The organism is Trichodesmium erythraeum IMS101 (genome assembly GCF_000014265.1).
In the GTDB taxonomy this organism is placed as follows: Bacteria; Cyanobacteriota; Cyanobacteriia; order Cyanobacteriales; family Microcoleaceae; genus Trichodesmium; species Trichodesmium erythraeum.
In genome coordinates this window covers 7,367,796-7,381,831 of sequence record NC_008312.1, presented here as the reverse complement: position 1 = coordinate 7,381,831, position 14,036 = coordinate 7,367,796, and the positions used below count along the sequence as shown (strand labels likewise).

Sequence of the window (14,036 nt, the reverse complement as noted above, 5' to 3'; positions counted from 1 at the left end):
CTTAAAAGTTTTTCATTTTCCCCATGAGTAATTATTTTTAGTCTATCTCTAACAATTGCTTTTTACATCTTCCCTGGCTATTTTTATTGAGGGGAATTATACCGAGGTGAAACTCCTGCGACAAGTAGACGTTTTACCAGACACTGCACCCACGGGAACCCATGAGAGGAGAGATAGAATAGATAGTTAGGGGATAGAGCTTGATTAAACTTCCCTGGCGCGTCCGTTTTTTGTTTGGTAACTGTTCCCCCACGACCAGACTAAATAAATTAATAAATCAAATAACATATTTACTCAAAAAAAACAACTAAAAAGTTATGCCATGGGCGCGGAAAGCTTTCAAAGCACAAGCAAATTTTTGAGTAATATTAATATTATTTTGAGGTTACATTCTTTATCCCTGTCGCGGAGAGTATAACAGAAACTTTAAAGTTAAGAATAAGAATTAGACTAGAAACTCATTTATATTCTATACTCAAAATGAAATATAACTCTAAAAAAAATCAATAATTATGAGTGTGTGCGACTCGTTGGCCACTAAACCATGAAACAGGCTATAAATGGCCACCCCAAGTCAATACATGAGGACAACCTCCGACTTGTGTATAACTCTTATGATCTTAGAGGTGTAATTCCTCTCGCCTTGTTGTTAGGTTGACAGCATAGGCCACAGGGTAGAGACTGAACATCAATCCCTGAAGCTGGCCTAAACGGGGTCAAAGCTTTAACTACCAAATAAGTGAGACTCCAAGCAGAGACTGACAAGTGGACGAACAGGAAGGTAATCAAACTCTCGTTAAATTAGACCATTCCAAAGGTAGCTATGGAGTGAAAGACATTATGTCAGAGGAATTATGGATAACTTTATATGCTCGGAGTTATCAACAACCAAATAAAACCCTCCGGGAGATTTTACCCCACTAAATCAGTCGTAATAAAGGCATAAGGGAACGAGAAAAACTCTCTAAGACACCTAAGAATAAATTATAGGTCGAGAACTTAGGAAGCCATTCAAGGTCAATCTACACAGTTAGTCGTAGGTCTTAGAGAGAGCAGGATTGGGTAAGAAGCAAGATTAGCAGACGTACCCACTGTTAGACGTAATGTAAAGCAATGATTAGCAATGAATAAAGCTAAAACACTAAAAAGAAACTTAGGAAACCCTCAACCATTTTTAAGTGTGGCATGGGATACAGAGGATATACCGTCTCAAGTTAGTATCAATCTAACTCTTAAATGGAGAGACATAGACTGGAGGCGGGCTATGAAGAATGTATTTAAGTTGCAAAAGTTAATTTACAGAGCATCCAGCTGTGGCAAAATTCGCAAGATGCCTAGATACCAAAAACTTCTGACCAAAAGTTATTACCCTTTGTTGCTAACTGTTAGATGGGTGAGACAGGATAATCAAGTTAAAAACACCGTCGGGGTAGATGGTATTAAAAATCTACCACCAATGCAACGTTTTAATTTTGTGTACCTACTCAAATCACATTCCCTGAAAGCCATTCTAAACCCTAGAGTCTCAATACTAAAGCAAGGGTTAAATGCAAAATTTTCCTTAAGCATCCCAACAATGTACGACCGAGCATTACAGGGCTCGGTCAAGCTAAGTATGGAACCAGAGTGGGAGAAACGCTTTGAACCTAATAGTTATGGTTTGGGACTAGGACGATCAACCAATGATGCTATTGAAATCATCTTTACCAGCATCAAGAATAAATCTAAATACTTTCTTGATGTTGATATATCCAAATGTTTTGATCTATTTGATCTAATTAACCATGATGCACTGCTAGGAAAAATTAAGAAATCATCCTACAGACGACTAATCAAACAATGTTTAAAGTCTAGAGTTTTAGACAATAATCAATTCTACCCACCCCAACAGCTCCTATTCACCTACCCCGACAGCTTCCTTCTCGGAAATAGATGTGGGTTGGTTGAGTTGGATACAGCACAGGGAGAGGTAATGAGTCCTCTGCTAGCAAACATCACCTTACACGGTATAGAGAAAAGACTAATGGAGTTTGCCAAAACCCTAGATTTGAAAAATAAAAAGGGTGCTCAAATGAGCTGGCAATCGAAATGTCAAAGTCTAATTCTAGTAGACTATGTAGATGAGTTCGTAATTCTACAGGAAGATATCAAAGTACTACTGCAAGCAAAAACCGTAATGCAGGAATGGTTAAACCAGGTAAGATTAGAATTAAAACAAGAATTGACCAGAATTGCCAACGCTCTAGAAGAGTATAAAGGGAACAAGCCTGGATTGGACTTCTTCGGATTCACAATGAGGCAAGGTCAGGCAAAGATAGCAAAACTTGGATTTCAAACCCTGATTAAATTGTCCGCTAGAAGTATTAAAACTCATTACCGGAAACTGGCAGAAAGATTTGATTCATACAAAATTGCACCAGTCAAAGGATTAATTGCTAAACTTAATCCAGCTATCAGTGGATGGGTTAACTATTTCTCAACACAAGTAAGTACTAATAAAATATTCAACAAACTGGATATGCTTCTGTGGAAGAGACTATGGTGTTGCGCAAGTAGACAGCATCCAAACAATTCAGCCACCTGGGTTAAACAAGAGTATTTCCCGAATATTGAGAATGGAAATTGGATTCTCCCGCGGGGCGAATATATGCTAAATCAATACTCTGATGTTCCCATCATAGGAGACATCAAAGTAAAAGATAATAACTTAACACTAGATGGTGACTGGAATTATTGGACTAGCAGAGTTGGCAAATATTCAGGGGTAAAAACAGAGACTTCAAAATTATTCAAAAGTCAGAAGAATAAATGTGCATTTTGTGGATTGACCTTTAGAGTAACTGACCTAATAGAGGTAAACTATGTAATACCTAAGTTTAAAGGTGGTGACAACATACTAAGGAATAAACAATTGTTGCACCAATATTGCCACGAGACTAACATTGCTTTAAATCACAAGAGCTATCTAATAGGCAATTCACAGGACTTACCTGAATGTTACTTATGGGTTAACGATATGCTGACACTAAAGCAGGGATGTACCCTTGAATTGGGACCTCTAACAGAGGAGCCGGATGAAGCGAAAGTTTCATGTCCGGTTCTGAAGACAAGTCGGGTAGGGTGACTTATCTGGCTTAGTTTAACAGTTAGTCAAGTTATTCTCAAAGCAGATGATGAATTACGTTACCCCAGTAGTGGGGAACTTGAAGCCATAAATACTTTTTTGAAAACAGGTGAGCAGCGTGTTAAAATTGCTACATTGCTTTCTGAAAATGAAAAAAAAATTGTGGACAAAGCTAGTCAGGACTTATGGCGCAGGCGTCCAGATTTTATTGCCCCTGGTGGTAATGCTTTTGGTCAACGCGAACGTGCTTTATGTCTTCGTGACTATGGTTGGTACCTGCGTTTGATTACTTATGGGCTATTAGCTGGGGATAAAGATCCTATTGAAAGTATTGGTTTGATAGGTGTTCGGGAAATGTATAACTCTCTTGGTGTACCGGTTCCTGGAATGGTAGAGTCGATTCGTTGTTTAAAGGAAGCAAGTCTTTCTTTACTTGATGAAGAGGATGCTAAGGAAACTGCTCCTTATTTTGACTATATTATTCAAGCAATGTCTTAATTTTTTTGGCTTCTTGTAGCTTTTTTGTTCTCTAGGTAGGGATTTTATCACTAAATCCCTACAGACAATTTTTTTGAGTTTTGAATAAGAAATAACTCCCATTCCCCACTTCAAAATATAGTAAATAGAATATAGTAAATAGATAGTATAAGAGAGAAATAGCAATTGATTAAGTATTAATACTGGTAACAAAGAAAAATTGCTATGACTAAAACATTCAAAATAAAAGGTGATTTAGGTGAGGTCGAAAAAAAACTTTTCAAACAAATAAAATCGGTTTAAGTCGGAGTAAAACTCCATTAAATTTAAGATTAGTTGATTCAAAAATAACTGGAAAAAAAACATTATTTCTCCTAGATAATAACCCTAAAAAAAACACGGGAAAAAACTTTGATAAATACAATTTTAATTGGTTAAATTAGATATCTGTTTTAACCCCTGAACATATAAGACATGAATGGATTGAAAACATTGAAAGATCTATTGTATATTTGGTCTATCTGTCAGACGACACTACTGTTTTTTTACCCCAGTTTTCATGCCTTTTAAAGTTTGCCTAAGTTATTGTTTTCTGATGGTATCAACCAGTAAATATTAACCCATTATTAATCCCAAAGGCTTCATTTATTTTTGGAGATGTTAGAAAGGCATTATCAAGCTTAATTATATCGGATATTTTAGAATTATCAAACCTTGTTAGAGCTATTGTTCCTATTTATATTTAGAGAGGATTTTTTTTCAGTTAATTTTTGTATATCTCAAACATTAGTTGCAAGAAAATCTCCCGTATTGGGTTTTTCAAGACTTACTTTTTATTAATAAATTTTTAAGCGATCGCCTCAATATTTTTTCCATTCATTTAATAGTAATAAAAATACCTATATAAAAGAAATAGCCCTAAATTTTATTGTGTTCTTTTTCCGCTCTTGCACTCTTTATCAGATAATCTGAGAATAATTTATGTTTCACTTGATCAATAGTTTTTTCTATTTTTAGTACTAATTTTTTTTTAAATTCCAGACTAATATAACACAGACTATATAATTTTTATTGATTGAGACGAAATTTACAGACTTTGCTTGCCTTTAATCACTTAATTATAGTGTAAAATAATTCAATTTTTAATCTGCTTTCAGATTAAACTATACTACAGATTTAAATTACCCATTAGTTGCAATATATTCTGTCCTATTGTTAGAAATATTAGCCTAGAGTAGCTTAATTTTTGATATCAAATGATCTATTTATGTATTTTCTATTACACCACTAATAATCCCTATTAAAATTAATATCCCAAAGGCTAATCTATACCAAATAAATATCCAGGTATCCTGAGTTTGTAAATATCTCATCAACCAAGAAATTGCAATATAAGAGAAGATAATAGCAGAAAAAACTCCAGTGAGAGTTGCTACTAAACCCACACTTCCAAACCCTTCATCTAAAAGCGTTTTCAATTCAACTAAACCTGCTAAAGTAATTGCCGGAAGGCCCAGTAAAAAAGAAAACCGTGCTGCTGTGGATCTTTCTAATCCTATAAACAACCCTCCTGTAATAGTTGAGCCAGAACGAGATACTCCAGGAATTAATGCTAATACTTGAGCTAGACCAATTACTATACCATCTCTAATATCTAGTTTTTCAAAGTTACGTTTCCGGCTACCAATTCGTTCTGCGATAACTAATAACAAGGCCATAATTATTGAAGCTATGGCGATCGCTACTGTACTTCGCAATCGAGAATTATCAAAATCTGGAATAAATACTTTGATCAACAAACCAAAAAATACTATTGGTATAGTACCCAACCCTATACTGACCAACATTTTCAAATCTGGTGACTGGTAGTCTGATGTAATTATGGACTTGTATGCACCAAATGTAATTTTTGTCAAGTCATTCCAGAAATACCAAACTATTGAAACAATACTACCTAGTTGAATAACTGCAGTAAAAGCCACACCAGGGTCTCCCCATCCAAGAGCTACAGGGATAATCTTGAGGTGAGCAGTACTACTAACTGGAATACATTCTGTCACACCTTGTACCATTCCCAGAATAACTGCCTGAAAAATAGTCAACTGTTCAGAGTCAACTATAGGGTTAGGGCAACATGACTGGCCGATTTTTTCTAGAGATATAAAAATTAGAGCAGTGAAAATGAATGCACAGAAAAATTTCATCGACTAGAATTTTCCTATTATTATAGGTGGATTATAGCATTGGCTTTAGTGATTTTGGCTGCTGATTTTCCGGGAAATAGCGATCGCCTTTATAGCTTCAGTAGTCATGGACAATACCTGGCTAATTATTAATTTCTCGGAAGACGAAGGTTAGCTTGAAGAATAGAACAATATTTTTTCAAATATCAAATCATCCATTTTCCCTCCTTGGAGTTCAGTTTTTTCTCAATACATCATTTTCCCTTAGATTTGGCCAGGGAGTCTGGGAATCTTTTTTTTAGAACTTAAAAAATCCGGTTTCTGACACTGTTCAGGAGCAGGAACAAATATTGTCTTACTGTAGAGCAGGTATTAAGTTAGGACAGGTATCTTACCTGCTATAAACCAACAAGCAAAAGGCCCATTCTTAACTATTTCTCAAAAATCCCCCCTATGAGGATAAAAGAGATAAAAATGTTATTAGTATTAAATATGCCCTAGTAGGGGATAAAACATGATATTTTAAATAAAATAAAGTTAAGTAAAAAAATAAAAAAAAACCTTGTTTAATAATGCTTTTTTTGATATAATAACTAACTTTTTTCCAGAAAAGCAGGAAAAAATTTTTTTTGCTTTTGTTTTAGAAAAAATTAAAATGAGCCAAAAGTGGGCTGTGTTTAGTGCTGCCATATTTCTAGTGACAGTGCCAGTATTTTTTCAAGCTCCAATGGTACGTCAACTACCTTGGTTAAGTTTAGTTATGACAGGCTTTTGGTTATGGCTAAGTTTAAAATTGCTTAAAAAGAGAGCTACTAATTTATGGGGTGATTTATTGCTAGGGTTTACTTGGAGTTGGTTCACAGGTTCGATATACTGGGGTTGGCTACGACAGGAACCATTTCTCCATTTACCAGTTGAAGCAATGTTTGTACCTTGGGCATTATGGTGTTTAAGCCACAATAGAGAAATGGTAGGGAACTGTTTTTATTTAGGCTCTCTACTAGGCACAGCAGTTACAGACGGATATTTCTATATAACTGGTCTGATTCCTTATTGGCGGAGTTTAATGATAGTTGAACCAGAAATGGCTTTAGAAGTATTTCAAGATGCTTTAACTCAAGTGCGTACTTCCTGGGGGGTAACTTGGATTATTCTGTTAGTAGGAATTCTTTTGTTTTTTGGTCTTGTACCTTTGCAGTCTAAAAGCTTACACTGGTGGGCCTTTGGCGCAGCAGTATTGAGCACTATTGTAGTAGATAGTCTGTTTTTGTTGGCTGCTTTTGTGGCCTAAGACAAAATTTCAGAGGGCTAGTAATTGTTGACTATAATCTAGCATTATCATAGATAATCTTTAATTATCTTTAGTCATACTACTTGGATTCACAACTGAACTACACTCAAATAACCAGCCAAAAACATTGCTGCTCAAACACGAGCTTTGTATCCAGTCATCCAAATAAGTTGAGGTTTATGCTTCACCGAACTTCATCCCTTTTTCATAACTTTTAAAATCTCTTAAGTGTAAGATGAAATTTCTCACTGTCATTGACTTACATAAGCTTTTGGTTTAGGTTAAACCCAAAAACTGCTGACCTGCTTGAGGTGTTATGATTTGGGTAATATGCATTCTTAAAGTGTGAAAACTGTGGTTTAAGTTGTGGAGCGATACTTACAATGCTAATTGAAATCTAAAAATGGAATTCAGTTCGACCCCATGTACTAGGAAAGCTGGATAACACCTACCTGATTAGGTAGAAGCACTAAATAGAACTGATATAATCAAGTATTTTTATAGATTTATGTAGATAATTATAGGTTTCTTAGAACGGTCAATTACAAAAAAATTTGTTAACCCTAATTGATAAATATCATCCATCACTCTACCTATTTTATCATCATTGAAATATTCACTTTTGACTCCTGTCCCTAATAATTTTTATATCTCTTTTTCTTCAAATAACTGACCCTAACAAATATAAAATACGTGATACTATGACTAAATTTTTGATGATTAAAGATTTAATCATTTGTCATTATCTAATTTTTTATTGATTATAGACTCCTAATTTTTGGTTAATTATTTCCACCTTATTATTAAGGAACAATCAACATTTTCTAAAGAGGATTAATCCTTGAAATACGGCCCTAACAATAGTGTTGAAGTACTTTTAATTCCGTGAGGGCTAAGATACATATTTTGAAAGTAACAATAATAATAAATTAGATAAAAACACTAAATAAGCTTAGTAAAAACTATCGTGCTACCCTAAATATAGTGTGTATAACTGAAAAATGTTAATCTAACAATAGAGTTAAGTTGGACACCATGTGCCAGGGGAGCTGGATGACTCCTACTTTACCAGGTAAAAGCACTGAAGAGAAATGATATAAGCGAGCGTCTTCAGAGATTTATGTAGATAATTGTAGGTTTCTTAAAATGGATAATAAAACCTGACTCTAAAGGACTCAGCTTAATTTATAAGTCTTGGTTACTAGAATACATAGTACCTGCCATTCAGGGCCCGTGAGGTACAAATTTAGCTGGCAAAATATCCGCACTAAAAAAGTTTTACTCTTTACGTCTTATAGATTATTTGTCCAATCTGATGTTATAAATGATAACCTGGGACATTTATTGGAAGAGGTCTATTTCATTCCCTAATGTTAGTCACAAAAAGATAGAGGTTAGAGTAGCTTTGGCTTACTCGGAGGAGTAACGCCTTTGTCTTACACAAATAGCCCTAGTTATTGGAATGAGAAAAATTATTGTATCAATGTTTAATGCTCAAAGTTTACTTAAGTGTTGTAGAGTAAATTATTAGTAATTAGTTATTAGCTAATATAGCAGTAAATCTACTTCATAGATAGATTAATAATTGCACTTTGTCACAAATCAATAATGAAGCTAGGTTCTGGCAAAGTTATCTATAGATATCAAGACTTGGAGAAATACAATAATGAAAAAGATCGGTCTATTATTGACAATATTTAGTTTATGTTTGGGCTGTCTGGGATTAGTACCATCTGACAAAGCTCATGCAGGTAACTTAAATTTAACTACATGGCCTTCAGCGTCAATTTTAGCAGTAGAATCTAGAACAGTTAACAATGCAGACAAGAAATTAGGAGAGATTGGAGAAAAGCTCGATCTTAACAATAGTCCTTTACGAAGCTTTCGGAAATATCGGGGAATGTTCCCAACTATAGCTGCACAGATAGTAGACAATGCTCCCTACGAAAAAGTAGAAGATGTACTAGAAATGCCTGGCCTAACTGAAGAGCAAAAAAAGCTTTTAGAAGCAAATCTGAAAAATTTTACAGTGACTAAAACTGCTGATGTATATAATGAAGGTGACTATAGATTGAATACTGGTTCATACGACTAAAAACTAAATATTAAATCAAAAATATTTGTCAGTTTTTAATCTTGCTGTGTACTAATTCATATAGTATTAGGGGTGAGCAGGAAGAGAATTTAAAACATTCCTCAATCATCAGATTAGGAAAATTATCCTACACCCCTATAAGTAGCTAGTTTATCAACCATAAATAATAAATAAACAGCAATAGTAATTACAGATTTTTCCAGAATAAATACTATTTAGTTCTGAATATTTACGATTAGTTTTCCTATAGCTTTTTCCAGCAGTAACCCTGTTTGTATATATTCTGTAAATTCCTAATTTGAGAAAGACTTAATTGTCAATGATTTAAGGAATAATATTCCTTAAATTATGACCTTGTTTAGTATAGCTAAATAGCTAGGATTTTCACTAATTATTATAACTAAAGAAAGAGAAAATCCACTCTATCAAGTGAGTGGAGTACATCAAACTTATACTTTTTTGATAGGGGAAGGTGAATTGATAGTCTCTGCTTCCCAATTCTGATAATCTTTTCCCTTATCTGATATTGTCCAGCGAGTTGCTTCCACAAACTGACTCACACGGATAGGGTCTATTGGTTGGTCTATTTTACCATGTCGCTTGAGGGAGCTAGAGACAATAACCCCATCCGCAGCTTGCATCAAGGTAGAAATGTTTTCCCAGTTAGCACCACTACCGATAAAGACTGGGGTACCTGCTGCTGCTGCTCTGGCTAATTCTAAATCTTCCAAACTAGGAGGGCTTCCTGTTGCGCGACCAGAAATAATTACCCCATCAGCGAGACCACGTTCTATTGTTTCTTGAACGACTGTCGTTAGATTTTGCTCACCCAAAGGTAGGGCGTGTTTGACTAAAACATCTGCCAATATTTTGACATCAGTACCCAGTTCTCGACGATAACGTAAAAGTTGATGTGCTATGCCTTCAATCAATCCTTGATCTGTGGCCATAACTCCAGTCAGGACATTCACACGGATAAATTGGGCTTCCACACAATAAGCGATACCCATAGCACTTTGGCCATCATTACGCAAAACGTTAATTCCAATAGGTAGAGAAACCAAGTTCATAATCTTTTGTACTAGAAGTGTCATTGCACTAACCACAGCCGGATCAACTTGGTCTTTAACAAAAGGAGCATCGAAAAAGTTTTCTACTATAATGCCATCTACACCTCCTGAGACAAGGGCTGTGGCTTCTCTTTCTGCTCTACTGATAATAGCTTGAAGGTCACCTCCCCAAAGGGGTGAGGTGGGCAGAGGTTGTAAATGTACTACCCCAATTATTGGATTTCTGGTTTTAAATATTTGCTTTAAGTCCACGGGTTTACCTGAAACCACAGTTATTTGGCAATAACTTAATGTTTTCCCAATGTAGCGAAACTGCCACAACGTGGGTATCCCAAATCTCATGATTTAGGTTTCTGTTTTTTTAGCACCTGCTTTCGGAGATTTTTTCTCTTCGAGTCTTATGGTTGCTCCACAAACTGACACTGCTAGTCTAGCAGTCAATTTGGAGAGTGTTTCTTATAGTTGAAATAAGGATCTTTATCCAAGGTGGAATTTGCCCATTACAACTACATCTATCTTAAAATTTTCCCTCTATTTTATGATCATCATATCATTTTGGAGTTGAATTATTATTTAACTTAGGAAAGTCTATTGTTAAGTATTCAGCTATTAGATATTAGTCCTGAGCAGAATTTAAATGAATATAGACTTTAAGGTAAAGGAAGTAAGTTTTTGTAATAAAATTTAATTCTGGCTCAATTAATAAAGCTTTGCTCTGAAATCAAAAGTAATAGTTGATAGCTGAGGGTTAAATGCTTACGTCTATTCAAAATTATTCTCAAATAATCAAGGTTGGTAAAAAAAATTAATATGTATAAATTTTTTCACCAAGTTATTCATGGGTATTGCTAATAATTTACGGAATTTATTAAAAATTTTAGATTAATGAAAGGTATATTGATATTTTTAGCTATTGTAATTTGTTTATTGGGGGTATTAGAAATAGGACTCCGCTTAGTCTTTGGTTTTGGTAATCCTCTTACTTATAATATAGATAGTAAAATTGGTTATCTTTTGACACCAAATCAAAGTGTTACTCGCTTTGGTAACCGGATAAAAATTAATCAGTATTCTATGCGTTCTGACCCGATAGAAGAGTCAAAAGAAAATATTACATTGAGAATACTTTTGTTAGGAGACTCTGTAGCGAATGGTAGTTGGTGGACAGATCAAAATGACACAATTTCTGCAATTATAGAGAAACAATTAAATGAAAAATTAGGTCAAAATAAAACTGTTGAAGTTTTTAATGCTTCAGCTAATTCTTGGGGACCTAGAAATGAACTTGCTTATTTAGAAAAGTTCGGTTTATTTAATTCTCAAACTATAGTATTACTGATTAATACTGATGATTTATTTGCTAAAGCACCTAGCTCATTAGTGGTAGGAGTTCATCGGAGTTATCCAGACAAAAAACCTCTTTCTGCAATAACTGAAGTGATTAGTCGTTATTTATTGCCGACAGCAAAAATTCCAGAAATTCAGGAAGAAGAAGAAAAAGTTAGTTTTAATTTAGCAGCAATCAAAAAAATTCAGGAAATTACTAATCAAAACAATACTAAATTTATCTTGGTAATGACTCCTTTGCTTAGGGAAGTAGGCAAACCAGGACCTCGTGATTATGAAATTAAAACTCGTAAATTGTTAGAGGAATTTAACCAAGCTGAAAATATTTTATATTTAGATCTATTACCAATTTTTAAATCTGTATTAGAACCAGATAGTTTGTATCGAGATAATATTCATTTAAGTATTAAAGGAAATCAGATTGTTAGTGAAATGATTAGTAAGTTAATTATTAATCATAGTCAGTTTTAAAGAATGTAATAGTTATGTTATAAAGATTTTGGAAGCTGAGAATAGAAACCTGATTATTGATAATGTTATAAAGTTTCTATTTAGTGTAGTTAATTGAATTGATATACTTCAGATTAACCATAGTAACAAAAGTTTTTGTTTGAGCATAGAAAAAAGTTTATAAAAGTCTAGGTGGAACTTTTAATATTTCTCAAATTGATAAGTAGTTGTGCTAAATTCATTACATATCTATATTAGCTAAGTTCTTAGCATTATTATGAGCGAAAATAATTAAGGTGACCTGAAAAAAACTGAAAGCATTTACTTAAATATTACTCAGGGTTTTTTTGTATAAAAAATGTACAATATTTTGCTACAAGTTGACTCAAAACCCTCAATTTTGAGATTTTAAGGATAGAAAAATTGAAAGAAAATATTTTTGACAACATCTTCTGTCATTCAAGTTTATCCATACCTCCGTAGCTCCTAACCTTACCAATAATATGTATTTAATAAGTCATAATTAAAAAATAGGTAAATAATTTAGCTTATCCAATTATAAAAATTTGCGCATTGGTTTTGATAATTTTTATAATATTTAATTCTATCAGCTATCAGTAACGACGGCTGGAGTCGGAATCTGAAAATTTGAAATATTCTTTTTATCCCCTCAAAAGGCGGAGGCTTGAAACTTTGTTTATTAATCAAAAATTATGATTATTTTTGCTATCTATATAAAGAGGTAAAATATTAATTAGAACATTTAGAATTATGTTACGAAATAGAAGATGTTTGTTGCCACGGATCTAAGATATCTTTGAATAAAGTTTCCTCAATCCAAGTTTTAGCTACTACTGTTAAAGGCAAAGCCAAAATTAAACCTAAAATTCCAAAAAAAGTAGTGAAGAAAATTTGGGCCCCTAAAGTAATAGCAGGTAAAAGTGAGACTTGTTTTGCCATAACAACTGGACTTAGCCAATAACTTTCAATATTCTGAATAATAATATATAAAATTCCTACTGCAGCTATTTTCCAAGGAGTATCCAAAAAAGCAATCATTATAGGAAAAACTACACTCAAAGTCGGACCAATATTAGGAATAAAATTGAGTAAACCTGCAAGTAAAGCATGAGTCAAAACTAAATCAATTTGTAATAGTAATAGACCAATACCACTCAAGGTCGCTACAAAAACAGAGTTAATCACTATTCCACCAAACCAATTCCCTAAAGCTACTTCACACTTTGATATAATTTCATCTGCACGTCGGCGATAAAAAGAAGGAAATAAAAGTAATCCCACTCGTCGATAAGCTTGAGCATTAACTAAAAACATTATTGTTAATACAAATACTAAAAGTACCTGCAAAAATACTGTAAAAGTATTAGAAAAAATCTTCAAAAAGTTGCTAAATAACTGAGTACCGAATTTTTGTGTTTGTACTAGCATATTAGTAGCAGTAGGTGGTGCTGGAAATAAATCTGGTCTTTGTTGATATAACTGGATAAGTTGAGAGCGGACTTCTGTAAAAACATCAGGTATTAAGGCAACTAATTTTTGAAACTGGCTAATAAAAGGTGGTACAATTAGTAACAAAAATACCAGCATAATTAATGCAGCTAAACTTAAAGTAGCAATTACAGCTAAATTTCTTTCAAGACCCCATCTATTAAATTTTTGTACTAATCTATTTAAGGCAGTTGCCAAAACTATTGCAGCAAATATTAATAGTAAAAGTTGTCGGATTTCCCAAAATATATATAGAACAATCAGCAAACTAAAAAAGCCTAACCATTTACCAAAATTCATATTTTTTTGTTGTTTTGAAGTTGTTTGAGTAACTACTGCTGTGACAATTTTAAGTTGAGAAATAAACAATTAAATGTTATCCATTATTGACTTTCTCTATTTATCTTTAAAGTAAGTGCTTCTACTAATCAATATAAAGTTTTTCAAGTACTACCTTGACTTTGAATTTAGCAGTATAATAAAAGATATT

Annotated in this window: 9 protein-coding genes and 1 pseudogene; 6 read left to right on the top strand and 4 right to left on the bottom strand. The window is 33.6% G+C overall.

The window, feature by feature from the left end; genetic code table 11:
* The first annotated feature begins 765 nt into the window (after positions 1–765).
* The 3 genes from TERY_RS34010 to TERY_RS23175 all read left to right on the top strand — a co-directional run bounded on the left by TERY_RS34010 (position 766) and on the right by TERY_RS23175 (position 3,622).
* On the top strand, positions 766–924 hold the full coding sequence (locus TERY_RS34010; protein WP_155994599.1) for a hypothetical protein: 159 nt from the start codon (positions 766–768) through the stop codon (positions 922–924).
* A 199-nt stretch (positions 925–1,123) separates the two neighbouring features.
* Positions 1,124–3,124, top strand: a complete 2,001-nt coding sequence (locus TERY_RS23180) for an RNA-dependent DNA polymerase (protein ID WP_011614065.1) — start codon at positions 1,124–1,126, stop codon at positions 3,122–3,124.
* A gap of 3 nt (positions 3,125–3,127) precedes the next feature.
* Positions 3,128–3,622, top strand: a complete 495-nt coding sequence (locus TERY_RS23175; RefSeq protein WP_044137037.1) for an allophycocyanin subunit alpha-B — start codon at positions 3,128–3,130, stop codon at positions 3,620–3,622.
* 1,244 nt (positions 3,623–4,866) lie between these two features.
* Here the strand turns inward: TERY_RS23175 and TERY_RS23170 are convergent.
* Positions 4,867–5,805 (bottom strand): undecaprenyl-diphosphate phosphatase, encoded by a 939-nt coding sequence (locus TERY_RS23170; RefSeq protein ID WP_011614063.1) that lies wholly within the window; start codon positions 5,803–5,805, stop codon positions 4,867–4,869.
* Positions 5,806–6,439: 634 nt separating this feature from the next.
* On the opposite strand from TERY_RS23170, the gene TERY_RS23165 reads away from it, so the two are divergent.
* On the top strand, positions 6,440–7,075 hold the full coding sequence (locus TERY_RS23165) for a DUF3120 domain-containing protein (protein ID WP_011614062.1): 636 nt from the start codon (positions 6,440–6,442) through the stop codon (positions 7,073–7,075).
* A gap of 498 nt (positions 7,076–7,573) precedes the next feature.
* On the opposite strand, the pseudogene TERY_RS31535 reads toward TERY_RS23165, so the two are convergent.
* Positions 7,574–7,708 (bottom strand): annotated as a pseudogene (locus tag TERY_RS31535) (DUF4277 domain-containing protein); the annotation flags it as partial.
* Positions 7,709–8,741: 1,033 nt separating this feature from the next.
* Between TERY_RS31535 and psbU the strand changes: the two are divergent.
* Positions 8,742–9,170, top strand: a complete 429-nt coding sequence (gene psbU, locus TERY_RS23160; RefSeq protein WP_011614061.1) for a photosystem II complex extrinsic protein PsbU — start codon at positions 8,742–8,744, stop codon at positions 9,168–9,170.
* 449 nt (positions 9,171–9,619) lie between these two features.
* Here the strand turns inward: psbU and btpA are convergent, their stop codons facing one another.
* Positions 9,620–10,492, bottom strand: coding sequence for a photosystem I biogenesis protein BtpA (btpA, locus tag TERY_RS23155; protein ID WP_011614060.1), 873 nt, complete (start codon positions 10,490–10,492; stop codon positions 9,620–9,622).
* A gap of 633 nt (positions 10,493–11,125) precedes the next feature.
* On the opposite strand from btpA, the gene TERY_RS23150 reads away from it, so the two are divergent.
* Positions 11,126–12,058 carry a GDSL-type esterase/lipase family protein gene (locus TERY_RS23150; protein WP_011614059.1) on the top strand — a complete coding sequence of 311 codons (933 nt, stop codon included), beginning with the start codon at positions 11,126–11,128 and terminating at the stop codon, positions 12,056–12,058.
* A 753-nt stretch (positions 12,059–12,811) separates the two neighbouring features.
* On the opposite strand, the gene TERY_RS23145 is transcribed toward TERY_RS23150, so the two are convergent.
* A complete protein-coding gene (locus tag TERY_RS23145) occupies positions 12,812–13,915 on the bottom strand; it encodes an AI-2E family transporter (RefSeq protein ID WP_370496187.1) in 1,104 nt (367 codons plus the stop codon).
* Positions 13,916–14,036 lie beyond the last annotated feature (121 nt).